Below are 24588 nucleotides of genomic sequence, written 5' to 3' on the forward strand. Positions count from 1 at the left end.
ATGCCGAACGCCAGATGTCTGCCCAGGGCCAGACGGTCGGGGGCATTACCGTGCTGATGCAGGTTGGTGAGGACTACGTCCGCGATGTCATCCACGCCTTCCACGAGCGGGGGTTCGACGCGCTGGACCCAAAATGGAGCGGGGGATGCCCCAAGACGATCAGTGACCGGGTGCGCGAGCACATCTGCCTGATCGCCCGGACGTCCCCCGCCGACTGGAGGATCACCGCGTTCTCCACCTGGAACCCGAGCAAGCTCGCCGGCCGCCTCGTCAAGTAGAAGGTGACCGCGGCCATCAGCCGGGAGACCCTGCGCCGGATCTTGCGCGTCGGCAAGGTCTCCTGGAAGACCACCACCACGTGGAAGGCGTCCACCGACCCGGAGTTCATCGTCAAGATGCACCGCGTCCTGGCGCTGTACGGCACCCCGCCCGTCGACGGGCGGGTGGTATGCGTCGATGAGTTCGGGCCGCTGAACTTGATGCCCCGCGAGGGCAAGGGGCGGGGGCCGGTGAGGCGTCCGCGCAGGCTGCGGGCAACTTACAACCGCTACGGCGGGGTGCGGCAGATGCTCGCCGCCCTAGATCTGGCTACCGGCAAGCCGTACTACCGCATCCGCCCGCGCAAGCGGTGGCGCGAGTTCCTCGGCCTCCTCAAGGCCCTGCGGGCACGCTGGCCCGGGGGAAAAGCTGTATGTGGTGCTGGACAAGTTCTCCCCGCACAAGCACGCCAAGGTCCGCACCTGGGCGGACGACAACGACGTTGAGCTGATCTTCCTGCCGACCTACGGCTCCTGGCTGAACTTGATCGAGGCCGAGTTCGCGGCCCTGCGCTACTGCGCGCTCAACGGCACTGACCAGCCGCGGTCGGCGAACAGCCGGCCCGGCCGGTGCCGCGGTCGCCCACGAAGTCCTCGGATGCGAGGGATCGCATCCAGCAGGGGCGTCAGCTGGGTGACGTCATGCCTGTTTCCACCGGTCAGTGAGACGGCGAGGGGTGTGCCATGGCGGTCGACGATCAGGTGGTGCTCGCTGCCCGGCCGGGCACGGTCGACCGGCGAAGGTCCGGTGTGAGCCCCCCTTCAGGGCCCGGACGTGCGAGCCGTCGATGGCGGCGTCCTCCATGTCCAGCAGACCTGCCTTGCGCAGCTCGGCCGGGAGGGCCTCGTGCAGGCGGGGCCAGACGCCGGCTTCGGTCCAGTCCCGCAGCCGACGCCAGGCCGTCACCCCACTGCACCCGGTCTGCTCGGCGGGCACGTCTCTCCAGCTCACGTTCTTGCGCAGCACGTAAACGATGCCCCGCAGGGCCGCACGATCGTCCGCCGACAGACGCCCGGGATACCGATGACGCCGCGGAGCCCGGGGCGGCAGCAGCGGAGCGATGCGTTCCCACAGGTCATCAGGTACAAGATCATCCGACACCCGCACCACTCTGTCGTCACCAGACCCGATCGCCAAGCCCTCACGCCGAACTCATTCTGAAACGATCAGTAAGGCCCACTGGCGGGAATCTCCTCTTGCGCTTCCGAACGGGGATTATGGGCGGCATGGAACATTTTGCGCCGGTGAGCGTCCTTGCTCTCCGTCCTGCCCTTCCGCATCCGCAGGCGATCATGAAGGGGGCGGCCATACGTCCTTTGATCGACGGCCGGGACGTGCTGGAGGAAATGCATCCGGACGGCGATTCAAGCTGCTACCAGCAGAAGTGGCTCGGTTCACCGGAGACGTGGCCGCTGTGGGCCTCTCGCGAACCTCGCCGTGTCGAACTGTCGAACAATGACTGCGACACCGGTTGCTGTGGGGGAGTGTTCGTCACCATCCAGCGTCGTGGCGGTCACGTCGAGTGGATGAGCTGGGAGAACACCAACGACATCCGTGTCCCCATCCCTCCTGAGGTCCGCTTCGACGCCGCGCAGTACGACGCCGAACTGGCTCGGGTCGTAGCTGACCACAGCTGGGAGGCGCCCGTGGATACGGCGGCCCGTCTACTGGCCCACCGGATCGTCGCCACCGGCTGGTACAAGCGGTGGGACTGTCAGCCGTCCTTGCACGGCATCCGTGTTCAAGAGCGGGGAGAGTCTGCTGCAGTAGTTATGCCCTTCGTCGCCGGCCAGTTCGAGGGAAGCGGTACGTTCCACTGTCGCGTTATGTCCGTTTCTGCGCAGGAGTCCGTCGAGGAACAGGTACGGCGCTTCGTCGAGCAGATCACAGCCACCGACCCCCGCGAGAGCGCTTTTCGGCAGGTGAATTCTTCTTTCAGACCAATGTGCTTGTGCGCGAGGCCCAGTGCTTGACGCCTGCCTGGGCGGTGAGTTGCAGCGTGGTGAGAGTCCCAGTGGACCGGGTTGGACGGCTGTCAAGCAGCTGCTGGATCGCTGTGGTGATGGCGTCGCGTTCGGCGTCGCGGCCAGGGGCCATCGTGGGGTTCTCCGGTGTGGTCGTGGGCGGTGACGATGCGTTCCACGCGGTCGAGCTCATGCTATTCGCGGGCATGTCGGAAGGCAGGTCCAGCGGGTCATTGACGAGCGGCCCTAGCCGCTTGACCTGGACGTATCCATGTTCTTTGCGATCGGGGTGTCCCGCGAGACAGAGGATTCCGACGCCGTCAGCTCGTCACGCTCACCCAGATGGACACGGGGTGTACGGTCAGCACTTTGCCCGGATGAAATCCCATGGTGTACCCCGCCGCCCGACGGGATCATGAGCTGCCGCCGTGCCGCGCCCGGGACGGCGGTCGTTCATGTGCCGCCCTGGGAGGAAACCTGTATGACCCTCGCACCGATAGTCCGACGCGTGTTCGGCGACGGCCCATTCGCCGAGATCGGAGAACCCGTTCTGGCCGTCGCTGACGAACGCTCGCGGACGGTCGCTGTGGGCGGGGACCTCGGACATGTCCAGTGGAGTGGCAGTGGGACCGCGGACTCCCCATGGACGGGGCATCGGATCGGTGTCTATCAGCAGGACGGGCTGCGGTGTCGGCACCTGGTGCGATCTTGGTACCCCGTTCGGTCTCTCGCCTTCCACCCCGTTCTTCCCCTGTTGGCCGTTGGTACGGGGCGCTACGACGGCGGCTACTCGTTTGAAGGCGAGCTGCTGCTGATCCACCTGGACTCCGGCGACGTGGTGTCCGTCCTGCAGTACCCGCGGCAGGTGATCAGCGTGGAATGGCGCAGCGAGACGGCACTTCATCTGGTCTTGGCGCCGTGTGATGACTGGGAGAATCCGCAGGCACATAAGCAGGGGCATGCCGTCGTTGTGGCTCGCTCGGACTGGGGCGCCGTCGGACAGGGGACGATCGGTGCCGAGGAGCTGGCTGCCCCCGCGGAATCGGTCGTCCAGCCGGATCACAGCGCGGAGGCCCGCCGAATCCTCGCGGACCTCGCGGCCTCGGCCGGCCGGCAGTGGTCCGTGCGCCGGCGTGTGTGGGCTGTCGAAGGTACGGAGGACGGCCGCGTGCTGGCCGCTCTGGACGGAATCCTGGCGGAGTCGTGGCTGCCGTCAGGAGACCTGCAATGGGTGGTCGAGGATGAGGAAGGCGGTCGACAGCTGGTTCTGGCCTCCGACGGCACATCGGTCTGGACCAACGCCGAACGCCACAGTCGCCGCAAGGGAAGGCGCTGGGAGAGGTCCGCGCCCCGAGTCGCCCGGATCGCCGTCGACACAGGGCAGGTGCTGGAGACCCTGAGCCCGGGCGTGTTCACGGTTCTTGTCGCAGGCGGTCAGAGGGTGATCCTGAGGCCGTTGGACGGCCGCCGCAAGCATCCCGAACGGCTGATGATGTTCGACCTGGACGGTCCGGTGAACGGTCCTGAGGTCGGCCACTTCGACCTCTTCAATCACTCGTTCGCCGTCCGTCGCGCGAGCCGCCCGTACGTCCTGGTCGGCACTGACCCGGACAAGCCGCATAGGGAAAAATGGATCACTGCCCTGGGCACCGATGGGACATTGCGGCCGCTCTTCCCGCACTCCTGGGTACCGGCAGAGCACCATTTCGGAGGTCCCGCAGTCGAAATCGGGCAGTCCCTGGTCTATGCCGGCGCTGTCCACCACGGCCAAGGGCTTCAACCTGGTGGGGCCTACACAGTGCGGCGATCCCTGAACGGCTCAGTGCGGTGGCAGCACCGCGCCGATCATCCCGCCACCGCCCTCGACACAGACGGGGACACCGTCTACGTGGCTGACAACTCCGGCGCCCTGACGGCACTGGACGCCGAGGACGGCTCGGTGCGATGGAACACCGAGCTCGAGGTCGAAGGAGTGCCCACCACAGCGCTGTCCCTCGCTGTGGCACCTCAAGGGCACTTGCTCATCGGGACCGTCGACGGCCGGATCCTGGAGTGTCCATCGCGGCCCTGACCCCAAGAGCGAAGCCTTTTACGCGGCGGGAACGACGTGCTGCGGGGGATTACTGAGATTGAACTCGTGGTGTCGTGCGGTTGCTCAGGCGGGTCTGATGGCCAGGCCGGTCTCGGCAAGGCAGCCGTCTATCAAGTCGCTGCGGTACTGGATGTGCCGTAGGCCGCGTCGGATGCGCTGGACGAGGTGTTCGGGGGTGCTGAAGGCGACGTTGGAGAGCCAGCCGCGTCGCAGGAGGGACCAGATTCCCTAGACGGGGTTGAGATCGGGTGCGTAGGGCGGCAGGTGGTAGATGGTCAGCCAGTCCCGGGCTTCCGCCCATTCTCGCAGGTCAGCGGCTTTGTGGACGTTGAGGTTGTCCCAGACGAGCACGATCGGGCCGTCGAGCTGCTGATATGCGGCGATCAGCAGGTCTCGGTAGTCGCGCCCGGAGAAGCTCTTGCGCCCATCGCGCCGGCCGTCGTCCCGGCGTGACTGGTGGATCAGCCTGAAGCGGTGGCCGGGTTTGTAGCAGGTCAGCGCGGCGATGGATATCCGTCTGCGGGATCGGCCACGGACCCTCACCACCAGGGTCCTGCCGCGCTGCGACCAGGTCTTCGCCTGCGGCGGCGTCATGGAGAATCCGGCCTCGTCTTCAAAGACCAGCCAGGCTCCACGGGCCGCCGCGAGCCTTCCGCGCAGGGCCACACCTCCTTCACCCACCCAGCCACCGCGTCGTCCCGCTCCATGGCGCGTCGGACTGGCACCTGGCAGGACCAGCCGTTGCGGACCAGGAGCTTGCGCACGCCCTGGACCGTGTAGGTCAGATGGAAGCGCCGGCCGATCATCGTCTTCACACGACTCAGGGTCCACCGCTGGTCCTCCCAGCCGTGCGCGGCCGGCCCCTTGGTCAGCTCCGCCTCCAGCTGTGCGAACTGCCTGTGACTCAGTCGTGGTAGCGCCGCAGGCCCCTGCGACCGCAGAGCTCTCGGACCACCGTCGCTCCACGTCCGCCGCCCCCGCTGCACCGACCGGACACTGACCCGCAGGTCCTTGGCGATCGCCGCGCTGGCTTCGCCCAGGGCAAATCGCTCCGCAGCCCGCAGCCGTAACCCCTCGCGGTACTGCTGTCGTTCGGCGGTCAGACCGCCTCCTTGTGGATATCGCATGCCCCGGTGGTATCGCAGAGGACGAACAACCGTCAGCCCCTACGACACCACGAGCCGAGCCTCAATAGCCATGCACGAGCTCGTTAGCCGTCGAGGAGGAAGACCACCGCCATCACGACGTGGAGGAGGGCCAGGAGGCCGCCGCAGACGACCAGGAAGGCGCCGGCGTAGGTGTCCACCAGGTGCGTGAAGGGGGCCACCGGCACCAGCACGTCCGCCGGGTCCTCCGGCGGGTGGGCCACGGTGATCGCGGGACCGGCCTCGCCGTGCAGGAAGCCGCGGTACGTGCCGGTCGCGTCCGGGTAGACGTATCCGCCGCGGGTCATGGTGGCCCGGGTGGCGGTCACCAGGACGCCGTGTCGGTACAGCCACCGTTCCCGCCGTGCGCGGATCACCCCGTACAGGCCGATCCACAGGCCCAGCCAGGCCAGGCCGCCGACCGGGATCGTGAGGATGACCACGTCCCACTTGTCCAGCGCGCCGGCCACTACGCAGAGGACGACGAGCGCCAGCAGGTGCCACAGCGCGCCCCGCAGGATCCGGCGGTGGAACCTCGTCCGCCAGGTGGGGGCGAGCGAGCGGGCCACGGCGAACGGGGCCCCGTCGACGTCGTCGCTGTCCGTCCGGTTCGCCAGGATCGCGTTGATCCCGTCGGCGAAGGCGGTCGCCGCCACCTCGTCCACGTCGTCGAGGCGGTGGACGCGCGGTGTCGTCCCGGCCTTCGCCCGCAGCTCGATCAGGACCGAGCGCCCCTCGGCGCGTATCCGGCCCAGCCCGTCGGGGGTGAAGGTGATCTGCTCGCGCGGGAGGTCGAGGACCAGTCCGATGTCCTTAGCGGACAGGACGGCCCCGCCCCGGCCTCGGAGCACCGGGAGGGAGGAGATGAATGTCGACATGGGCATGATCGTAGAGCGGGTTTTCGCCCAGGTCAGCCCCTCGGATCCCCGTTCCCCCGGCCCTTGCTCGGGAGGAGGGCGGCGAGGGCGCCGCGATCCCCGGCCGGCGGCTCCGGGGTGCGGGGCGCGCTGGTCGTGACGAGTGCGGCGCCGTCGGGCGCCGGGGGGTCGAGAGGGGTGGAGGTGACGACCTCCGCGAAGGCGAGCGCCCCACTCTCGTCGACATCGGCGAGCAACCGCACGACACCACGAGTTCAATCTCAGTAGGCCGTTTCCTTCGGATCACACGCCGTCGACTCCGGTCGCGACCGTGCGCACCGAACTAAGGTCGGAGCTGCGGTTCATGCACAGGCGGGAAGGCCCGTCTGGATGCGGGACGCCGATCCTCCGCACAAGTTCTCCCGACCAGGCGGCGCAAGTATGCGCAGGTCATCGATCCGTGGCAAGTGAAACTAGGCGACGGGATCGGCGGAATGTCCGGCATGGGTGCATATATGGGCGGATTTCTCGAGTATCGAGCGTCGCAGGTACTGGAACAGGCTCAAGTCTCTCTCCCCGCACCGCGACAGCGCGCCATAGGACATCTCGCCCGTCATCGCCGCGTGGACGTGACCGCCGCCTCCCTCACCGCACACGTGCGCTCCGGGGCGTGGTGGCCGGCGCACCAGGGCGGGTACCCCTGGTCTGTCTGGGCACACGAGAGGTCATGCACGGACAACATGCGCGTCCCCCCAGCAGCAGTCTGTTCGGTCCGGCCCCCGCAGCCCGGACATCACCACCCGGCCCTACCGGCGCCAAGCACTCACGCTGCAGCCGGCCCACCGGCCGCCTGCGCCGCCGGATCCTCGCCTACCGGGCAATCGACTTCCTGTCCACGCACATCCCGGACACGTCTGGGCCCGGCGAGGAATGCCTGCTCCTCGTCCACATCCGCCAGGTCGTCGGCCGGGTCCAGTACCGGATTTGCACCCACTGCGCCCAGGGCGTCATCACCGCCGTCGACATCGACGAGCGCTTCCACAGCACCGGCCTGGGCACCCGCGCGCTCTCGCACCTGCGCTCCCGTCACCCGGGACTCGCTTGGCGCAGCACCCTGCGCAAGCGCACCACCCGAGATCTCCTGCTCCGGATGCGCATTCCCACGACCACCTCTGCCGCGCCATGTGCCCACGCCCACCAGACACCGTCGTACTCGGGCTCGATACTCGCCAACGGCTGAGCCCACGACCCGTTCAGCGGCTACAGCATCCGGTGGAAAGCACCCCCGTTGCACCGGCGCTGCTCAGAAGCGACCTTCGGCACACGAACGGCGGATCTCCTCCAGCGACTGGCGTGCGCGACAGCCAACAGCTCCTCGAGGAGCTCCGCCGTGTGCCGGCCCAGGCGGGGTCGACGAACCAGGAGCCGCCGCAGGGGGCTTGAGCCTGCACCCGCGCGGAGGCGAGAGGGTGCTGCTGAAGTGACGGCCGCAGGGCATTGTGCGCGCCTTCTCACGCCTCGGACACGAGGACGATCTGGAACGGCGCACGGCACTGCCCGGACTGCACCAGCCACCAGACAGCGCACTGGCCGCAATCCTGGAAGCGGCCGGCTTCCACACCAGAGTCGTCGAACCCGGCCGGCTGCTGGTGTCCCAGCCTGGCCGGAGTGCTGGGGAGCCCAAGGCCGGAGCGGCACCCAGCCTGCCACGCCCCCCTTCTCACAGCTGAGCCAGAGCGAACGCCGACAAGAACCCGACCACGGTGACCAGTCCCGTCAAAAGGTGCACCCTGCTGTACGCCTCGGGGATCATCGTGTCGGCGATCATCGCCAGGATCGCCCCGCCCGCCACCGCGGTGATCGTCGCCATGACCGTCTCGGACGTCCCGCCCAGCAGCGCGTACCCGGCCAGCGCGGCCACGCCGCTGATGACGGCGATGCTTCCCCACAGCGTGGACACGTACCTGAGGCTGCGCCCGGCGCTGCGCATGCCAGCGGCACTTGCCAGGCCCTCGGGCAGGTTGCTGATGAATACCGCCCCCACCGTCGCCACCCCCGGATGCCCCCCTCCCAGCAGACTGGTGCCGATGACGACGGACTCCGGGATCCCGTCCAGCAGTGCCCCCAACGCAATGGCGTTGCCCGACCCTGGAGCCTCGGCCTCTGACGGCTGCTGTTCGCCGGAGCGCTTACGGTGCTGGGCACCACGCCGCGCCAGCAGGGTGTTGGCCCCGGAGTACACGGCCGCACCGCCGACCGCCCCGGCCACCACGGGCGCCATGCCGGAGCGTTCGTACGCCTCAGCGATCAGTTCGAACGACACCGCGGCCATCAGCACACCGCTGCCGAAGGCCATGACCAGCGCGATCAGCCGGGGCGGGACCCGCACCAGCGAGCCGAGCGCCGCCCCCACCAGCAGCGCCACACCCGCGAACAAACCCCACCCGCCCGCAACCAGCGCTCCATTCACAACCGCCCCTTCCCTTCTCCGAACAGATGCGGCCCCTCCTACCCGCCAAGTCAGAGAACAACGGATGACCGCCGCCCTGCGGCCTCCTCGCGGGCTATCACCCGTAGTGGGGGCCTCCGCTCAGCCTGTGGCGGATATCCGCGGGGAGCCGGCGACGTGCGGCGCCTTGCTCATACCCGCGCCCTGGAGCAGGCAGTGCGCGTCCAGCAGGCATAGGTGAGGCGTGGCAGGGCAGCCGGGGGGCGAAGGGGCCGGGTCGACTGTGTCCCTTGATGCCGTCCTGCGACGTCAAGAGCCTGTAAGGGGTGAGAAGGTGAAGGGCTTCCGCAGCTTCATCCTGCGCGGCAACGTCGTCGACCTGGCCGTCGGCATCGTCATCGGAGCGGCGTTCACCGCCGTCGTCAACGGCTTCGTCGGTGCCTTCCTGACCCCGCTCGTGGGGCTGGCGACCGGCGCCACCGGCAATATGAGCCGCAAGACCTTCACCGTGGGCGCCACCGAATTCCCCTACGGGGCCTTCATCAACGCGGCGATCAGCTTCCTCCTCCTCGCCAGCGCCCTGTACTTCCTCGTCGTACTCCCGATCAACAAGCTGCACGAGCGCCTCGCTCCCCACCACGATGTCCAAGCCCCCAAACGAGACTGCCCCGAGTGCCTCAGCCCCGTCCCCGCCCAGGCCCGACGTTGCGCCTCCTGCACCGTCCCCCTGCCTGCGATGCCCGCCCAAGCCGGGGAGACCACTCAGCGCGCCGGGTGACCGGCCTCAACAGACCGATCCGTGACCACCGGACAGCCTCATGGCACCGTCATCGCGACGAGCGCGCTCAACCGCCTGCTGTTGCAGCCCGTTCGGAGCCACCGCGATCGTCACATCAGACCGGCGACGTATTCCCTCGTCCAACCCCTGTAGGCGGCGAGCCGCGAACTCTGTCCGTTCCCGATTACGGAAGCGATAACTTTCGGTCAGGTTTCCGTTCCTCCCGCGGTCGGGGCTTCCGCATGTCCGGAGGGGGCAGGCGCTTCTCACAGGGAGAACGCCTCTGCAGAGGAGGAACCATGGCCTCACCTGTACTGGAACAAGACCTGCCCCCGTCACCGAAGCCGCAGCGTCTGCCCGGGACGCAACCCGCACCTTCCTCGACCGGGCCACCCGGGTCCGGCCGCCCGCGGAGCCTGGCGCTGTGGACCTGGTGCTGCTGGTCGTGAGCGAGCTGGTCGGCAACGCCATCCGCCATACCAGCGCCCCCTGGAGCCTTCACCTGGCGCTGCGCGACGACGCGATCGACATACTTGTCACCGACACAAGCCCCTACGCGCCGCAGCCCCGCCCACCCCACACGGACGGAACCGGTGGCTGGGGCTACCTGCTGGTCAGTCACCTCACAACCGACCTGCACATCGAACCGACACCCGCCGGCGGCAAGACAACCTGCGCCCGCATCCCCTGGTAGACACATACCGTCACCCAGGCCGTAGCCCACCGACGGCGGCTGCTGATGACCACGCAGCAGCCAGAGTTCGTGTCCAATGCTCTGCTCGTGGGCAGCATGTGACGGCTTCCCCGACCCGAAGGGCGGGCTGGCCGGACGCTGGAGGAGATGGGCATGGACGGGCATCGTGTGGTGGTGCTGCCCGACGAGGACGGCCTGCGGGTCATTGTGTGCCGGGGCGAGTTCGACCTGGACACCCGCGCCCCCTCATCGCCGCCGGCGAGGCGGCCATGGCCGATCCGGCCGTCCGACGCATCATCCTCGACATGTCGAGCGTGACCTTCGCCGACTCCTCACTGCTCAACGTCCTGCTGAGCATCCGCTGCAGCGGCCGCCTCGTCCTGGCCGGCCCGCTGCCAGATCAGCTCGACCGGCTCTTTGAGATGACCGGCGCACAAACCATCCTGACCGTCACCAACAGTCTCGCCGCTGCACGCGAGATCCCCTTCAGCTGACGCCGGCTGGCCCTGCTGGCGGCTGCGCTTACATGCTGCCGAAGGACCGAAAAAGGTCACATAGGCGCGCGGGACTTTTCGTCCCATGCAACAGAAGGCGCGCGGGTTCGCGGATTCCTGCGCGTCGGTGCACTCGTCCGTCTGCCCATCGTGTCGGAGTACAGGTCGATCTGCACAGCCGCGTACACGCGAACGTGCACAGCGCGCCGCGCGGCCTGGGTCGAAGCCGGAACGGGGGATGCTGGACCGGTCAGAGTCCTGCAGCGCGACGCCGACGGTGGTGGGTGATGGTGACGGCGGCAAGGAGGGGCCCCCAGGAGACCAGCGGCAGGTAGAGGATTCCGGCGATCGTGCTGCCAAGGGGAGTCATGTCCGGATGGGGGAAGGCCCACCAGAAGGCAAACTGGGTGAGGATCAGCGTCAGCGCCCCGGCGCCTAGGCTCGCCGTCACGGTCACCGCCCGCGGGTTCGGCCGGCGCCCGCCGAGGAGGGGGACCCACCGCGGCAGCACCTCACCCCACGGCCGCACCAGCCCGAGCGTGAGCAGCGCGAGCAGCTCTCCGCCCACGGTCAGCCCGACCACGTACACCGCACCCCAGTCGGTGAAACCCATCGCCTCGTACCCGGCCTCGGTGTACCCGGCGGTGAAACCGGCCGCCAGAAGCAGGCGCCAGCCCCCGGACGGCAGGGTGACCAGCGCGGCGGCGTGGGCGGCACGGACAGCCCAACGGGGCGGGGGCGGAAGCCTCGTGTCGAGTTGCGTAGTCGTCATGTGCACCATCGTCTCGGTGTGCCGTCTCCCCGGCATCGCCCCTGAGGGCCACCTCAAAGCCAGCCTCGGGATGAGCCCCGTACCTCCGTCTCCCCCGCGCGGGGGAGGGCTGTCCCCCCGTCGGCCACAAGCGCATCAATGAGGACTCCCGCCGTCGGCTCGGCAAGCACTTCGCTGTGTACGTTCGGCGGCTCTGTCGCTGATCTTGTGACGTTCAGGACCGTTCTGTCGATCGTGATCCTGCCTGCCGGCTTCTCGGTTGCTGAGCGATACTCATCCAGTGCGTACAGGTGGATTCCCTCAAGTCGTGCTCCGGTGCGCTGTCTGGAGCGGTGCGGTGCTCGTCGCTCCGCTACTCCTGGTCGGCGGCCCGGCATACGACGGGCTCATGCGCCATCTGAATCGTGAGGACGGACCGGGTCTTCTCGCCAAGGAAAGAGGCTGGGTGCACCCGGCGTATTGGGTGGTCACGAACCCTCTCGTGCTCGCCCTGACGTGGCCGACACGCCGAGGCGGTCTCTTGAGGCGTTGATGGCTGAAGCGGAGCGCACCCGATCAGTTTCTCAGCAGGATGCGGGTGCGGAGGAGGTCCGACCGCTTGAGCACGTGTTCGACGGTCTGCGGTGCTGCGTGCTGTGTTATCGCAAGGCCCACTCGACGGCCTGCGGACACTGCGGACATGACAGAGCCGTCGCGTCCCGTCGTCCCGACGGAACTCCGCTGTGTTCGTCCCTGCACACGTTACGAGGCCGACCGGGTGATCACCTGCGTCCTCTGCGACCGGGTCCGTCCGTTCGGGAGACGCAGCCTGCCACGAGCATGGCGATCACACCCAGTGTGAGGATGATGATCCTGATCCGCATACGGCGGTCCGGCGTGGGGGCCATGGTCTGGCACGGCTTTCGGTCTCCCGCCTCGGCACTCTCGCACGTGGCGGCGTGCGGCGGAGGTCGTCAGCCCCCGACGTGGATACCGGGGCGGCGTGCGGGGTCGGGTTCGTGGCTGCGGATGATCTCGCGGGTGACCGGAGCGGTGTCTCCGCGTCCCAGGAGGAAGTAGCGGACCATGTGCACCAGCGGGCTGCCCTCGGCCCAGGCGAAGTAGCAGTGCGGCTGCACCCCGGTGGCATTCCGCAGTGCCAGCAGGATGGCGGCGATGGCGTTCGGCGCGGCCGGCGCGGCCGCGCGCAGGATCCGGTAGCCGTCGACGTCGACGCCGTGGACGGTGAGAGTGTCGCTGAAGTCGGAGGGGTCGACCACGTCGATCTCCAGGAAGATGACGTCCGCGCGGCCGGGTACCGGGTTGATCCCGCGCTGTTCGCGTTCCTTGTCGCTGTACTCGGCGACGTCACCGGCCTGCCGGCGGTTGGCGATGATGTTGATGGCACCGTCATGGGCGAGGGTGTCGTCGATGAACCGGCGGGCGTCGTCGTCGAAGACGATGCGGTCGGCTCGCAGCTCGGTGGTGCGCGAGACACGCGAGATCAGCGACACGATGATGATCCCGGCGATGAAGAAGGCGGAGATGACGATTCCGTCGGGCTTGTCGACGATGTTGGCGACCAGGGCATAGAGCAGGACCGCGGTGAGCAGGCCGAAGCCGATGGTGGTGGCGCGCCGACGGTGGCGTGCGACGGAGACGGTGACGGCGAAGGCGCCGGAGACCATCATGGCGAGGATGCCGGTGGCGTAGGCGCCGGCCTGTTCGTCGACGTCGGCGTTGAAGGCGATCGTGATCGCGATGCACAGCACGGTGTAGACGATTACGACGGGGCGTACAGCGCGTCCCCATTCGGGGGCCATGCCGTAGTCGGGCAGGTAGCGGGGGACGATGTTGACCAGTCCTGCCATGGCGGAGGCTCCGGCGAACCACAGGATCAGGATGGTGCTGATGTCGTAGATGGTGCCGAACGCCTCCCCGACGTGCTCGTGGGCCAGCCACGCCAGGGCGCGGCCGTTGGCGGCTCCGCCCGGCTCGAACAGGTCGTGCGGGATGAGGAGGGTGGTGACGAAGCTCGCGGACAGCAGGTAGACGCTCATGATGAGCGCGGCGGTGGTCAGCAGGCGACGGGTGTTGCGGATCCGTGAGCGCAGCCGCTGCTCCTCATCCGCCCCCTCGGCCGCGATCAGCGGCATCATGCTCACCCCGGTCTCGAAGCCCGACAGACCCAGGACCAGCAGGGGGAAAGCCAGGAGCGCCGGGCCCATCAGGTCGCCGAAGCCGCCCCCGTCCGCGGCGAGGGCGTCGGTCCATCCTGACCAAGCCCCGGGGGTGGTGAACACATGGACCAGGCCGACGCCGATGACGACCGCGTTCAAGGCGAGGAAGACGGCGACCAGGGGGATGGCCACGCTGACCGCTTCGCTGAACCCGAGCAGGAAGACGCCTCCCAGCACCAGCAGCAGTGCCACGGTGAGGGCGACCTCGTGCCCGTGCAGCGCCGATGGGAAGAACGGGTTCTCCACCACGTGCACGGAGGCATCCGCTGTGGAGAGGGTGATCGTGATGATCCAAGAGGTGGCCACGAAGCCAAGGAGGACCAGCACGAACAGCTTGCCCCACCAAAACGGCAGCAGATCCTCCAGCATCGCCACCGACCCGGCACCGTGTGGGCTTTCCTTCGCCACCCGCCGGTACATCGGGAGCATCCCAAGCAGGGTCAGCGCCACGATCAGCAGCGTCGCCAGCGGCGAGACCGCCCCTGCGGCGAGAGCGGCGATCGCGGGCACGTAGGCGAGGCTGGAGAAGTAGTCGACGCCGGTCAGGCACATCACTTTCCACCACGGGTGTTGTTCGGTATGGCCCTCACCCGAGGCGGGTCCCACCGGCTGCACCTTGTGTCGGAGCATCCACTGCGACAGCCTGCCGGATGGCTGAGTCCGCAGAGCGGGACTGTCCACCACCTCCGGCATACCCGCCTGGTCCCCGTCTCTCATGTTCCCCATCAACCCTTTCCGGTCTGTGCAACGCACCCGTGCAACGGCCACCAGTTCCGGGCCGTACGACGATCATCGGGTATGAGTCAGCCGCCGGCGCGGACCCGCACCGAACAGACGGGCCACCTTGCCCGTGCTGCCCTTGTGCCCGGCACACCAGCCCACATCCCGGACAGGGTCCCCGATCTCAACATGCCCGCGTTTCAAGGCAGAGTGCCCGCGCAGTGAGCCGTGCCATCCGTTCAAGAACTCCGTGCTCGGAGGACACCACAGTACTTCTCGACAAGCCCCCGCCCCTCAGCGATCCTTACGCATCCTCAACACCGGGCGCCGTCCTCATCGAAGACGGACAGAGCCAGCCACCCTCGTAACAGGCCATGTCCCCCGTCCACGACCGAAGAAGGTGCAGAGAAGGTCCAGTTCCATCAGGGCCGACCCGGGTCCGGAGAGCTCGGTGGTGACCTCGCCCGCGGGCTGCGGTGCAGTGGTCGATGTAGCCGTGCTTGCCGAAGATGTCGGCGAGTGTCGGTAGGTTCCGATATTCGAGCGTGCGGAATAGAGCAATGAGGCCCATGCCTCCAGCTCGACAGGGACACGTGCCGCAGGAGGCCCAGGGGGCCGGAGCCTGCTGTCCCTGGGCTACTCGGTAGCGTCCTTCTGGTGAATCTCAACCTCTTCAACGATGTGCCTGACGGCCTGACGCGACGAGCTCGATCGTTCATCCAAGCGCACGGTGTCAGAGTCGATATCAGGCGCGTCGAGGAGCACAGACAGTGGTGGCTTGAGCGAGACACCCCAGCGGCGGTCATCGACCGGATGGTGACTTATGAGGAGCGCTGGGGCGGTTTGGTCCTACCACCCGCGTCTCAGTACGACGGCGGCCCGAGGTATCTCGAAGCGGACTCCCCAGAAGGCTCTGAATCTGAAGGTTGGTGGTTCGAGGCCGGGATGCAGCGGACCGCGGTCCCATACGGGTTCATGATCGGGCCGTCTGGCGAGTTCGGCATTCACGCAGGTCAGTGGGTGCCTCTTCATGCCACCGTCGAGGGCTGGGTGGAGTCGCTCGCGCTGACCCACCACGCGTCCATGTGTGCGAAGCGGATCACCAAGGTCACCGGCGACGACGTCAATGGCATCGTGCTGGACGGGTTCGAGCCGGTGCGCGAAGTGATGGGCCTGGCCGACGCCTGGTGGCGAGGAGCCGACTCACTGGTGGCGGTCTATACAGGTGAGGCCGAGGCCCTCTCCTTTCCGCGGGGCCGCACTGCGTTGATCTATTCCGGCTTGGATGAGTGGGGCCTGCGAGGAGGCGTCACGGACAGCGACAGCTGAGGGTCACCAAGCGTTCGCGGGCCGCCTGTTTCGAGCAATGCTCGACGCCACCGGAATCGAGCTCCTGGCGTGCAGTGGCCTCAACCACGAAGCACCTTCAAGGCGGGCGTTCAGAAGCTCCAACTGTAGAGGCCGCCACCTGTGTTCACCGCAGAGGCCGCGAGCCGGGCAACTACCTGCAGGACCGCCAATAGATCATCTTCGGTCATGTCGTCCCCGTCCTCGGACCACAGCCGCGCGGTCCAGCGGCCTGCGAGCTCTTCAAGCTCGGCAGAGCTCGCGTTGGCCAGCGCTCGGGTCAGCCGCCTCGGCAGAGCGAACACCTCAACGCCATCGTTCAATGGGGCGGTGACCCACTCCGGCCACGGCCGCCACGCATGGAGTTGCTCAAGCGCCGGGGCCTCGGCCGAAGGCTCCTCGAAGTACATGTCCCACTCGGCGATGGCACTGTCCGGTTCAATGGAACGGCAGGTCACTGACTCAAAGTCCTCACCAGGTCCCTGCAGGCGCGTCGCAGCGGCAGTTTCGTCGTGGGGGGCAAGGAAGAACACTATGTCGTGGGCCATCTGAGCATGATGGCGGCCCGCCGAGCCGACGCGAGTGACAAATATCGTGGCCACGTGACCGCTGTCTCGACCAGTCACACACGCTCGTCGGTGTGGAATGGCGCGTCAGGCGCTGTCAGTCGACCACGGCAGACTGATCGCATGACCGCATCTCGCAACCTCGCTCGTCACGCCCATGCCGATCTCGCTTGGGTGCAGTCGATGGGTGGCCCCTTGATCGTTGTCCCGGTCTCTGCGCTGGACCAGTGGGGCGGATGCACGGAAGACGGAGTCATCGTCGGCGGAACCGATGTGCCCGACGACTACGACCGTGCCTGTGATGTGGAGGGCTGGGCTGGGATCGTCGCGGTCGGCACCGAGGGGTCCGGGTTGGTACTGGCCGACGAGCCCGCCACGACCTGCTACCTCTCTGAGCAGAACGTCTTCCTGCGATGGCTTGCCGCCGACTCTGATGCCGAGCTGCTTGAAGCTGCCAAGGCCGTCATGGAGGACCCCGCAACCGACTGGGAAGACTGTGGTGTCTGGGAGACCGATGGGGCAGCGGTTCTCTTGGAATCCGCTGTAGCCGGAGCTGACCTGGCCGTGGAGTACCCGGATCAGGGGGGCTTGCCGGAGCAGGCCCAAGTTTCCGTGCCGGCGGGACGCTGGAGCGTTCGCGCATTTCACAAGACGGGCGACTTTCCGTGGGCGGGGATCGTCCAGCTCCTTCCTGCGTAATAGGTCTCAGCTGTCTGATCGGCGGGCCACCTCGGCTGCGTATGCGGACCTGAGGGCCCCGGCGGCCCAGCGTTCGGCAGCTGTGGGGCTGATGCCGAGCAGACGCTGAAGGACTGCTGGCGGCATCTGTGTGCAGAGATCAAGCAGGGCCACGCATCGTCCGGCTTCGGTAGGGAGTCCGATCTTGCGGAGGCGCCGGCTGAGTTGTTTGCTGCCCAGCGGCTTGCCGGGCCTCTGAGTCGGAAAGAGCCAGGGTGCGTTGAGGTTGTTCGACATCACGGTGTGCTGGTGATCGTTGGCGATGTCGACGAGCTGGAGGACCAGGCCGTCGAGGGGTGGTGGCAGCCTCAGGGGAGTCCGGTTGAGGCGGAGGGCGACGCCGTTCTCGTCATGGATGACGTGTGCCGTGGTCAGTCGGCAGGTTCTCGCGGGGGAGCAGGCGCGGCGAGTGCGCAGTCGGCGGGTGGGACCGGGGCGGACGGCGCCGACGCCCGCTACCGGCCCCTGCCCAACCCGTTGACCGGCGGGTGAGCGGTCACGGCAAGGCCCCCGGGGTGGGTTCCCGGGGGCCTCGGCGGTGGGGTGGGGTCAGCCCGGCAGCGGGCGGTCCCGCTGGACGACGGCGTCGGTGTGCGCCGAGCCGTCGGCGACGCTGATCACCCGGTAGCCGCCCTTGTGGAAGACCCAGTACCAGTTCTGGGCGTTGCCCGGCTGCCGGCCCGGCACGGGCTGGACGGAGTCGACATGCTCCACCCCGGCGAGGGACGGCCACATGCCGAGCCCGCTGTCGTCCGTCTCGCGGCGGTCCCGGTAACCCCCGGCCTGCAGGGAGATGATCCGGTACCGCTGGCCCGCGGGCGTGGTGTGGAACATCCAGTAGTGGTACCGGCCGTCACCCCCGGGCTGCTTGTCGGGGATCGGCAGCACCGCATCGACATGGGTGACGGGGTCGGGCGCGGCGTCGAACGAGCTCCACTGGCTCAGCGGCCGCGCCCGGTTGCCGTCCACCCTGACCCGGACGGGCTCCTGTCCGTCGACGAGGACGTACCGGTAGCGCTGCCTGCCGTCGTCGCCCGTGAAGAACAGCCAGTGGCCGGACTCCCCGCCCACCTCCTGCCGGCCCGGGACGGGCCAGGCGGCGTCGACTCGCTTGATGTCGTGCAGGTCGTCCCAGAAGGACAGCGGCCGCCCGCCCGAGCCTTCGAGCGCGAGGGTGGCGTCGCCACCGCCGACCGAGGAGCTGAGCGGGACAGCCCTGCCGCCCTGGAAGGCGAGGTAGCGGCCCGGGTGCCCGGGCTGGGGGACCACCGCGTCGACCGGCCGCGCCTGGGGATCCGGCACGGGCGTGACCGACCCGCCGCCCTCCAGGCGCCCCTGGGCGAGACCGCGCAGGGTGCTCAGGGAGGGGTTGAAGGCGTACACCGCGCCCTCGGTCCTCACGAACGGACGGAACCCGAGCGTCGTGGTCTGCCGCTCACCCGCTGCGTTACGGCTCTCGAAGCTGACCTGGCCATCGTTCACATCGGACAGCTGCCCGCTCACCATGGGATCGGGACCCGGCCGGTGCGGGCGGTCGTGCGGGAAGTCGGGGTCGTTGACCCAGTCGGCCTGGATGAACTCGAACTGCCGCACCAGGTCGGCCTGGTAGCAGACGAAGACGAGCCCCCGGGGGTCGTCGGCGCCGCTTCCCTCGCCCTGGGTGGGGTTGAAGGGCCGCCCGTAGGGGATGCCCCGGCGGATGATGCGCCGCTCGTCCATGAACTTCTCGTCGACGAGCTCGCCCTCGTCGACCAGTCCGTCGCGCGGGTTGGTCTTGCGCAGGTGGGAGAAGAGCGGGGTGACCAGACCGTCGGGGTCGTCCTTGAAGGTGATGTCGTTGTCCGGCTCGGGCTCCGGCTTCCCGGCCGGCTTCATCGGGCAGTTGGCGACCGACGCGCCGGACGGCCAGCGGCCCACCAGACGGGCGGCGAGCCACTCCTGGGTGGTCCGGTCGTCGACCGCCTTGGCGGCCTTGAGCCGCTTGAGCTCGACGCCGACCTGCGCCCACCAGCCCGGCACGTCCTGGTGGAGGCGACGCAGGACCTGGAAGGAGCCGTTGCGCATCCAGGGCGGGACACCGGCGGGCCGCTTGCCGTCACCGGTGGCGTCGACGACGAACTTGTCGGCCGAGATCAGCCGGGTGCCGGGGTGGCCCAGCACATAGCCGGGGCGGGCCGGGTCCTCCTCCTCGAAGCCGCGCACGCCCGGCTCACTGACGCCGTCCTTGAAGCCGAAGTGCTCCTTGCCCGCGGAGTCGCCGGGCAGGGTGGTCCCGTCCTGCTGGAAGACCACGACGGCCCCGGCGCGGGAAGCCGCCTCACGCTGCCGGTCCAGCTCGTTCCGGAGGTCGTCCTCGGTGTCGCAGGCGATCGTCAGGACGGCGTGCACGACGCGGGAGTGGTCGTAGCCGAACAGCCAGCCCTTCGGGTCGCTGTCGTCGGTGTCGCCGAGGGCCAGTGCCCGATCGGACGCGCCCTGGACGAACGCCTCGACCGTGCTCCCGCCGGGCACGGAGTCGAAGATCTTCTCCTTGCCGGTGAAGAACTGGAGTCCGGGATGGGTGAGCGCGAGTCCCAGCCAGGTGGCCTTGAGGTGCTGGGGGTCGTCGCCCATCGAGTTGCGCCGGGCCTCGCTGAACCGGGCGTTGAATTCGGCGACCTGCCGGGTGGTGGCGATCTGCGGGACGAGGACCTCCAGCCAGGAGCGGGCGGCGGTGACGTCGCCGAACTGGAGGAGGAGCAAGGACATGTTGTCCTTCTTGAAACCGGCCAGGATGTCGCCCTGGATCTCGGTGCTGTCGCGCAGCGTGAGCTGAGCGGGCATGAGTCTCCCTGAGGGTGTCGGGGACGGACGGGGTCAGGCGCGGTCAGGCGCCCGGGCGCAGCTGCACCCACTGGGCGGTGCTGGGCACGCCCTCGTCGTCGAGCAGGAACAGCAGGTAGTAGCCGGGGGGCGCTTCCTCGGCCGAGGCGGGGGTGCGCAGCACGAGCTTGTTGCCGGCGCGGCTGGTGATGGGCAGTTCGAGCCGGCGCTGGCTGGTGTCCACCGAGTGGGTGGAGGTGATGGGGGCCATCAGGACGGCCCGGCTGACCCGGTCCGGAGTGCTGGTGCTGACCCGCAGGTTGGCGGCGTACCCCTGCGGGGCGGTGGGGACGCCGGACAGGGCCGGCCGGTCGCCCTGGTGCAGGTAGGCCGGCTCGTAGATCTCGATCGTGCCGTTCATGTCGGACTTCACGTCCGGATCGTTGGCGATCTGCTGGAGCTCGTCGCCGGTGACCATGATGCGGCCGTCGGGCAGCAGCACCGCGTTGGAGTGGTAGGCGCGCGGCAGCCGCTGGACGGGGCCGAGGCGCCACTGGCCACTGCTGTCGCGCAGCTCGATCTGCCGGTACTTCTCGTCGGCGTTGGGGTTGTACGGACCGTTGCCGTAGTCGCGGATGTCGTAGCCTCCGTTGACGGTGAACAGCGTGCCGTCGGGCAGGATCAGCGTGTCGTCCTGGGTGCGGCCGAAGGCGCGCGGGGTGTCCTTGGTCCAGCGGCCGCCGGAGAACTTGTAGGTGTTGGGGTCGTTGCGGTTGCCGCCCAGGATCAGGACGGAGTCCGGGCCGTTGACGCCGTTGGGCAGGGCGACGGCGGAGCCGTAGTTGCGCATGCCGCCGTCGGGCCGGTTGGTGAGCTTGCGGCTGGTCTGCTGCTTCGGGTCGAAGACGTACTGCTCGTCGTAGTTGCGCCCGAACCCGTAGATCAGGCCGTCGCGCAGCGAGAACAGATGCGGGTAGTCGACCGTGAACTCGGCCTTGACGGGCCACCTGTCGAGCGACTGGCCCCGGGGCCTGGCCGACGGGTCCAGGGAGACGGCCGTGCCCTTGGCCGGGAAGCGCTCGATGCTCTTGGACAGCACGCCCCATCCGACGTCGCCGTGGCCGGAGGTGATGAACTGCCGGCCGTCGGCGCCGGTGACCACGGTCGGGTACCAGCGGCCCTCCGCCATGTCCTGCTGCTGGAGCCAGGCCTCCTTCCACGGGTCGAAGACCAGCGCGAGGTGCGCGCCGGAGCCGTGGTTGCCGCCGAGGTTGCCGCCGAAGACGCCCACCATGCCGTTGGGCAGGTAGGAGTGCCCGGCGCAGAAGATCGGCGCGGGCCGCGGCTCGTCCGTGCCGTCGTCCACCTCGACGACGGGCGGCGGTACGGCCTTGAAGGCGGAGGCCTTCGTGCCCTTCTCCGGGTCCCAGACGTAGGCGCGTCCGGCGTTGGCGGCGCCGATGACGTCGGTGGGCGCGGTCTCCTTGTTCGGGCTGTCCTCGACAGGCTCGAAGGAGAACAGCAGGACCTTGCCCGTGGGCAGCAGAGCGACATGGTCACCGAAGTCGGGGCTGGGGAAGTACTCGGTGAACTTGCCCCAGCTCTCGGCGTCGAACGCCGAGTTGATCTCCCTCTGGGACTCGGTCAGCCGCTTGAGGCTGCGGGTCCGCATGGGCTGCGAGTAGCCGTGGTCCATGGCCCGCATGCCGATGCGGTCGCGGGCCAGCTGTTCGGCGGCGTCCTGGCCGAGGGCTTGCACCTCGGCGGGGCGCACCTCGGCGCGGACCTGTTCGTCGGTGATGCGGATGCCGCCCGACCGGACGGGGGACTCGTGCGCCGGGGAGGGCTTCGAGCGGGCGGACGGGACGGAGGCGCCGGCGGGCGCGGTGGCGGACAGCGCGATCGCGGCACAGCCGACCGCGAGTGCCCATTTCCCTCTGCGGGACATCAGGCTCCTTAAGAGCGCATGGCAGCCACCCGGACAGAGCAGGGTGACCACGTAGGGTGACTGAACGAGGTGAGTAGATCACACAACGTAGCGATTTGGGGGCTGGTGTCCGAGCGGAACGATTCAGCATGGCCCGTTGGTGTGTCACTCTGCGTGTCCGCAGGGGCGTGGAGCGGCGCGCTGCTAGCAATGGGCCGACTCCCCTTCCCCTGCTCCAAGGAGGACCACTGCCATGCGCACGACTCGGGCCGCTCTCGCGGCCGTCGCGAGTTCCGCGACCCTGCTCGGCCTCTGCGCCGCCCCGGCCGCGGCGGACCCGCCCCAGCCGCCGCGCCACATCACCGGCAAGGTGATCCGCGGCGGCGCCGATGGCCGCCCCCACGAGCTGTTCTGTCCCGCGCCCTTCCAGGCCTACAGCGGCGGCTTCACCATCAAGGCCCGCAAGGACGCCCGCTTCATCGAGGAACCCGCCGACCTCCTGGAGAGCCGCCCCAACGACACCGCGACCGGCTGGATCGTCGCCGTACGCAAGGGCCAGCTCCTGCCGTCACCGCACCACCCCCGCGCGCACCCGCGGATCGAGCCGGCCGACCTGGTCGTCCACGTCGTGTGCACACAGGACATGCCGACGCACGGCATGTGACCGCCCCCACCGCGGGACCGCCGGCGCCTCTTCCCGCGCCGGCGGTCCCGCGGTGCTGAACTGCCCTGGCCGGTGTGCTGCGCGATGTGACTGCTGTTCGATACGTGACCCCGCTGCGGTCCGGCGGCTCCGTGCCCGCAGTTGTGGAGGCCGACGACCTGGGCACGTACGTCGTGAAGTTGTCTACCTGGTGGCGCTGACCTGCATCGATGCGGCGGCACGCGCCCCTGACCTGGGCGGATGAGTCTTTCAGCGTCTTTCAGGGTTGTGCTGCGTTGCGCGGTCGATTCTCCCCACACGCTCCCCAGAGCCGTCGATACTCCCCAAATTCTCCCCAGGAGGAGCTCCTGCGGCGGGCTGAGTGGCGCGGAGGTCAGCCCATAGCAAGCACCTCCTTGAGTACGGTGAGTGACTGCCCGGCGGGGCCAGCAGAAGCCTGGCCCCGCCGGGCCTCATCACAGCACCCTGCATGGGCCCCGAATCCGGCCACGAACAGCCAAATGCCGATGTGGAGGCCATGAGCGCGGCCGCCGCGCAGCTGAAGGGACGCTGCCCCAAACTTTGGGGCAGCGACAGGAGACGGCTCCGCGGGCCCGCCCCGGGTGGCGCGTCCGCCGGTGGCCCGCCGCCGCGTGGGGCACACCACCCGAGGCCGGGTTGGCCGAGCTCGACACGGCCTGGCAGCGCCGTTTCACCCACGCCTGAACCTGTGCTTCTCCCACCAGCGGGCCGCGACAGGTTTTCCTGCGGTATGGCACCAGCGGCGGGGTCGCCGTCGTCGCCCTATTGGACCCGTCGCATGAATGCGGACGGCATGTCTCCAGCGGCCCTCTTCCACAGCCGTGTCTCCGCCGATCTCGGCCACCTGCTCGGGCTCAACGAGCCTGATCACCAGCGTCTCTCGCCCCCATCCGGCGGAGAACGTCCACCTCGCCAGGCGTGCTCGGGGGCAACTGGCTACGAGGCCGGACTCCACCTACGGGGCGACGTCATCTAGCTGCGCAGCCTCCCCGCCACCCCATAACTCAGACTCAGAACAAGCCAGTGCTACGAGACTGTGGTGATCTTCAGGGATAGGTTCGGCGCCCAGGGAGCTTCAACGATCTGAGCGCGAACCAGTCTGCCCTTGTCTGTGATCACACAGATCGAGTTGCCTGCGATGATTCCGGCCTCCTCCACTGCATTCGAGTGCATGAGGATCCGTTCGATTCCACCCGCATTCGCGGCAGCCTCGCAGGCTTCCTTGCTGAACCGTTGACGCTTCGAGAGGACGCCGGCGTGGCTGTCTCGCGCCGTCCCAAATTCTACCGGGGAGCAGGCGTACCAGTTTAGGTCGGCTGGTGCGGCTGCGTCCTCGGCGTCGGGCTCGGCCCTGTCGACTCGGGTGACGAATGGGTACGAGTCAAAGTCGATGTGGCTGGCGTAGTCGCATGTGCTATCGCCGTTGAGGCGGAGAGGTAGCGGCTCGCCCGGGAAGGGCTTTGCTGGGTCGATGCTCGGCTCGGGGCTCTCCGCATCGGCTGAGGTTGAACGCGCCGGAGGCGATGGCGCGGAAGCTGTGGGCTTCGCGGCGTGACTGGTGACCGTGGCCGAGGGCTTCGCATCTTCCTTCTTGTCGTCATCATCAGAGGTGGCGACGAGGAAGATGCCAGCGATCACAGCTGCCGACAGAGCGCCCCCGAGTCCGATCAAAGCTGACTTGTGCGAGGCGCGGGCGCCGATGTGAGCCGCTGTGATCACCGGGTCGACAAGTCGTGCCGCAGGTGGGTGCTGATTCGGCCTGGGCGGCTCCTGGGCAGGCGAAGGCGGAGTGTTCGTGTCGTTCGGGTTGTCGGCTGCCATCGGCTCCCCCGGTCTAGAGCGTGTCCTACCGTTCAAGCGGGCCGGATCTGATCATTCGTAGGATCAGGGAAGCCCAGGGGTTCCGGGTATGGCTGTGAGCGTGTCGCCGTCTGATGGCTCAAGAGACTTGGCCACCCGGAGCCCCGCGACGACTCGACCGCTAATTGGGATACGCGACTTGATCGCTTCGTAGGACAGCG

Annotated in this window: 20 protein-coding genes and 3 pseudogenes; 11 read left to right on the forward strand and 12 right to left on the reverse strand. The window is 68.4% G+C overall.

The window, feature by feature from the left end; all coding sequences use genetic code 11:
• Window positions 1-14: 14 nt before the first annotated feature.
• On the forward strand, window positions 15-278 hold the full coding sequence (locus tag BLW86_RS42685) for a helix-turn-helix domain-containing protein (RefSeq protein WP_218138039.1): 264 nt from the start codon (window positions 15-17) through the stop codon (window positions 276-278).
• Between the two features lie 418 nt (window positions 279-696).
• Window positions 697-786, forward strand: a pseudogene (locus BLW86_RS44205) (IS630 family transposase); the annotation flags it as partial.
• Between the two features lie 68 nt (window positions 787-854).
• Here BLW86_RS44205 and BLW86_RS39125 read toward each other — a convergent pair.
• A pseudogene (locus BLW86_RS39125) lies at window positions 855-1419 on the reverse strand (IS5 family transposase); the annotation flags it as partial.
• 125 nt (window positions 1420-1544) lie between these two features.
• Between BLW86_RS39125 and BLW86_RS39130 the strand changes: the two are divergent.
• Window positions 1545-2291 (forward strand): hypothetical protein, encoded by a 747-nt coding sequence (locus tag BLW86_RS39130; protein ID WP_177181904.1) that lies wholly within the window; start codon window positions 1545-1547, stop codon window positions 2289-2291.
• A 745-nt stretch (window positions 2292-3036) separates the two neighbouring features.
• Complete coding sequence (locus tag BLW86_RS39145; RefSeq protein ID WP_256341615.1) at window positions 3037-4353, forward strand: outer membrane protein assembly factor BamB family protein; 1317 nt, start codon at window positions 3037-3039, stop codon at window positions 4351-4353.
• An 84-nt stretch (window positions 4354-4437) separates the two neighbouring features.
• On the opposite strand, the pseudogene BLW86_RS39150 reads toward BLW86_RS39145, so the two are convergent.
• The 4 genes and pseudogenes from BLW86_RS39150 to BLW86_RS39165 all read right to left on the reverse strand — a co-directional run bounded on the left by BLW86_RS39150 (window position 4438) and on the right by BLW86_RS39165 (window position 6633).
• A pseudogene (locus tag BLW86_RS39150) lies at window positions 4438-4968 on the reverse strand (transposase).
• Complete coding sequence (locus tag BLW86_RS39155) at window positions 4965-5501, reverse strand: winged helix-turn-helix domain-containing protein (RefSeq protein ID WP_093878390.1); 537 nt, start codon at window positions 5499-5501, stop codon at window positions 4965-4967. The pseudogene BLW86_RS39150 and the gene BLW86_RS39155 overlap by 4 nt, the downstream one beginning before the upstream one ends.
• Window positions 5502-5584: 83 nt before the next feature.
• Complete coding sequence (locus tag BLW86_RS39160) at window positions 5585-6397, reverse strand: hypothetical protein (RefSeq protein ID WP_093878391.1); 813 nt, start codon at window positions 6395-6397, stop codon at window positions 5585-5587.
• Between the two features lie 32 nt (window positions 6398-6429).
• Window positions 6430-6633: a hypothetical protein gene (locus tag BLW86_RS39165; RefSeq protein ID WP_143060341.1), complete on the reverse strand. Its 204-nt coding sequence runs from the start codon at window positions 6631-6633 to the stop codon at window positions 6430-6432.
• A gap of 470 nt (window positions 6634-7103) precedes the next feature.
• Here BLW86_RS39165 and BLW86_RS42435 point away from each other — a divergent pair, with 470 nt between their 5' ends.
• Complete coding sequence (locus BLW86_RS42435) at window positions 7104-7616, forward strand: hypothetical protein (RefSeq protein ID WP_177181905.1); 513 nt, start codon at window positions 7104-7106, stop codon at window positions 7614-7616.
• A gap of 480 nt (window positions 7617-8096) precedes the next feature.
• Here BLW86_RS42435 and BLW86_RS39175 read toward each other — a convergent pair whose 3' ends face one another.
• Complete coding sequence (locus BLW86_RS39175) at window positions 8097-8801, reverse strand: ZIP family metal transporter (RefSeq protein ID WP_371129659.1); 705 nt, start codon at window positions 8799-8801, stop codon at window positions 8097-8099.
• 358 nt (window positions 8802-9159) lie between these two features.
• Here BLW86_RS39175 and mscL point away from each other — a divergent pair, with 358 nt between their 5' ends.
• The 3 genes from mscL to BLW86_RS42440 all read left to right on the forward strand — a co-directional run bounded on the left by mscL (window position 9160) and on the right by BLW86_RS42440 (window position 10791).
• Window positions 9160-9603: a large conductance mechanosensitive channel protein MscL gene (gene mscL, locus BLW86_RS39180; RefSeq protein ID WP_093878394.1), complete on the forward strand. Its 444-nt coding sequence runs from the start codon at window positions 9160-9162 to the stop codon at window positions 9601-9603.
• A 424-nt stretch (window positions 9604-10027) separates the two neighbouring features.
• Window positions 10028-10297 (forward strand): ATP-binding protein, encoded by a 270-nt coding sequence (locus BLW86_RS39185; RefSeq protein ID WP_256341616.1) that lies wholly within the window; start codon window positions 10028-10030, stop codon window positions 10295-10297.
• Between the two features lie 209 nt (window positions 10298-10506).
• A complete protein-coding gene (locus BLW86_RS42440) occupies window positions 10507-10791 on the forward strand; it encodes an STAS domain-containing protein (protein WP_177181906.1) in 285 nt (94 codons plus the stop codon).
• Between the two features lie 250 nt (window positions 10792-11041).
• Here the strand turns inward: BLW86_RS42440 and BLW86_RS39195 are convergent, their stop codons facing one another.
• Window positions 11042-11563 (reverse strand): hypothetical protein, encoded by a 522-nt coding sequence (locus tag BLW86_RS39195; protein ID WP_371129660.1) that lies wholly within the window; start codon window positions 11561-11563, stop codon window positions 11042-11044.
• Window positions 11564-12516: 953 nt separating this feature from the next.
• Window positions 12517-14475, reverse strand: a complete 1959-nt coding sequence (locus BLW86_RS39200) for an APC family permease (protein ID WP_371129689.1) — start codon at window positions 14473-14475, stop codon at window positions 12517-12519.
• A 684-nt stretch (window positions 14476-15159) separates the two neighbouring features.
• On the opposite strand from BLW86_RS39200, the gene BLW86_RS39205 reads away from it, so the two are divergent.
• On the forward strand, window positions 15160-15831 hold the full coding sequence (locus tag BLW86_RS39205; RefSeq protein WP_093878396.1) for a hypothetical protein: 672 nt from the start codon (window positions 15160-15162) through the stop codon (window positions 15829-15831).
• Between the two features lie 110 nt (window positions 15832-15941).
• Here BLW86_RS39205 and BLW86_RS39210 read toward each other — a convergent pair whose 3' ends face one another.
• A complete protein-coding gene (locus BLW86_RS39210) occupies window positions 15942-16397 on the reverse strand; it encodes a hypothetical protein (RefSeq protein WP_143060342.1) in 456 nt (151 codons plus the stop codon).
• Window positions 16398-16538: 141 nt separating this feature from the next.
• Here BLW86_RS39210 and BLW86_RS39215 point away from each other — a divergent pair, with 141 nt between their 5' ends.
• Entirely contained in the window at window positions 16539-17114 is a 576-nt protein-coding gene (locus BLW86_RS39215; RefSeq protein ID WP_256341618.1) for an Imm21 family immunity protein, read from the forward strand.
• Window positions 17115-17702: 588 nt separating this feature from the next.
• Here the strand turns inward: BLW86_RS39215 and BLW86_RS39225 are convergent.
• Window positions 17703-19976, reverse strand: a complete 2274-nt coding sequence (locus tag BLW86_RS39225) for a Dyp-type peroxidase (protein ID WP_093878398.1) — start codon at window positions 19974-19976, stop codon at window positions 17703-17705.
• 43 nt (window positions 19977-20019) lie between these two features.
• Window positions 20020-21903: a galactose oxidase early set domain-containing protein gene (locus BLW86_RS39230; RefSeq protein WP_093878399.1), complete on the reverse strand. Its 1884-nt coding sequence runs from the start codon at window positions 21901-21903 to the stop codon at window positions 20020-20022.
• 232 nt (window positions 21904-22135) lie between these two features.
• Here BLW86_RS39230 and BLW86_RS39235 point away from each other — a divergent pair, with 232 nt between their 5' ends.
• The gene (locus BLW86_RS39235) at window positions 22136-22546 is read left to right on the forward strand and encodes a hypothetical protein (RefSeq protein WP_093878400.1); all 411 of its coding nucleotides are present in this window, start codon (window positions 22136-22138) and stop codon (window positions 22544-22546) included.
• A 1047-nt stretch (window positions 22547-23593) separates the two neighbouring features.
• Here BLW86_RS39235 and BLW86_RS39240 read toward each other — a convergent pair.
• Window positions 23594-24388: a hypothetical protein gene (locus tag BLW86_RS39240; protein ID WP_256341619.1), complete on the reverse strand. Its 795-nt coding sequence runs from the start codon at window positions 24386-24388 to the stop codon at window positions 23594-23596.
• Window positions 24389-24588 lie beyond the last annotated feature (200 nt).

The organism is Streptomyces sp. TLI_105 (genome assembly GCF_900105415.1).
In the GTDB taxonomy this organism is placed as follows: domain Bacteria; phylum Actinomycetota; class Actinomycetes; order Streptomycetales; family Streptomycetaceae; genus Streptomyces.

Excerpts from the sequence above, each read along its gene's own strand:
- BLW86_RS42685 (WP_218138039.1), top strand. The coding sequence starts at position 15 with ATGTCTGCCCAGGGCCAGACGGTCGGGGGCATTACCGTGCTGATGCAG.
- BLW86_RS39130 (WP_177181904.1), top strand. The coding sequence starts at position 1,545 with ATGGAACATTTTGCGCCGGTGAGCGTCCTTGCTCTCCGTCCTGCCCTT.
- BLW86_RS39155 (WP_093878390.1), bottom strand. The coding sequence starts at position 5,501 with ATGCGATATCCACAAGGAGGCGGTCTGACCGCCGAACGACAGCAGTAC.
- BLW86_RS39160 (WP_093878391.1), bottom strand. The coding sequence starts at position 6,397 with ATGTCGACATTCATCTCCTCCCTCCCGGTGCTCCGAGGCCGGGGCGGG.
- BLW86_RS42435 (WP_177181905.1), top strand. The coding sequence starts at position 7,104 with ATGCACGGACAACATGCGCGTCCCCCCAGCAGCAGTCTGTTCGGTCCG.
- BLW86_RS39195 (WP_371129660.1), bottom strand. The coding sequence starts at position 11,563 with ATGACGACTACGCAACTCGACACGAGGCTTCCGCCCCCGCCCCGTTGG.
- BLW86_RS39200 (WP_371129689.1), bottom strand. The coding sequence starts at position 14,475 with ATGCCGGAGGTGGTGGACAGTCCCGCTCTGCGGACTCAGCCATCCGGC.
- BLW86_RS39210 (WP_143060342.1), bottom strand. The coding sequence starts at position 16,397 with ATGGCCCACGACATAGTGTTCTTCCTTGCCCCCCACGACGAAACTGCC.
- BLW86_RS39215 (WP_256341618.1), top strand. The coding sequence starts at position 16,539 with ATGACCGCATCTCGCAACCTCGCTCGTCACGCCCATGCCGATCTCGCT.
- BLW86_RS39225 (WP_093878398.1), bottom strand. The coding sequence starts at position 19,976 with ATGCCCGCTCAGCTCACGCTGCGCGACAGCACCGAGATCCAGGGCGAC.
- BLW86_RS39230 (WP_093878399.1), bottom strand. The coding sequence starts at position 21,903 with ATGTCCCGCAGAGGGAAATGGGCACTCGCGGTCGGCTGTGCCGCGATC.
- BLW86_RS39235 (WP_093878400.1), top strand. The coding sequence starts at position 22,136 with ATGCGCACGACTCGGGCCGCTCTCGCGGCCGTCGCGAGTTCCGCGACC.
- BLW86_RS39240 (WP_256341619.1), bottom strand. The coding sequence starts at position 24,388 with ATGGCAGCCGACAACCCGAACGACACGAACACTCCGCCTTCGCCTGCC.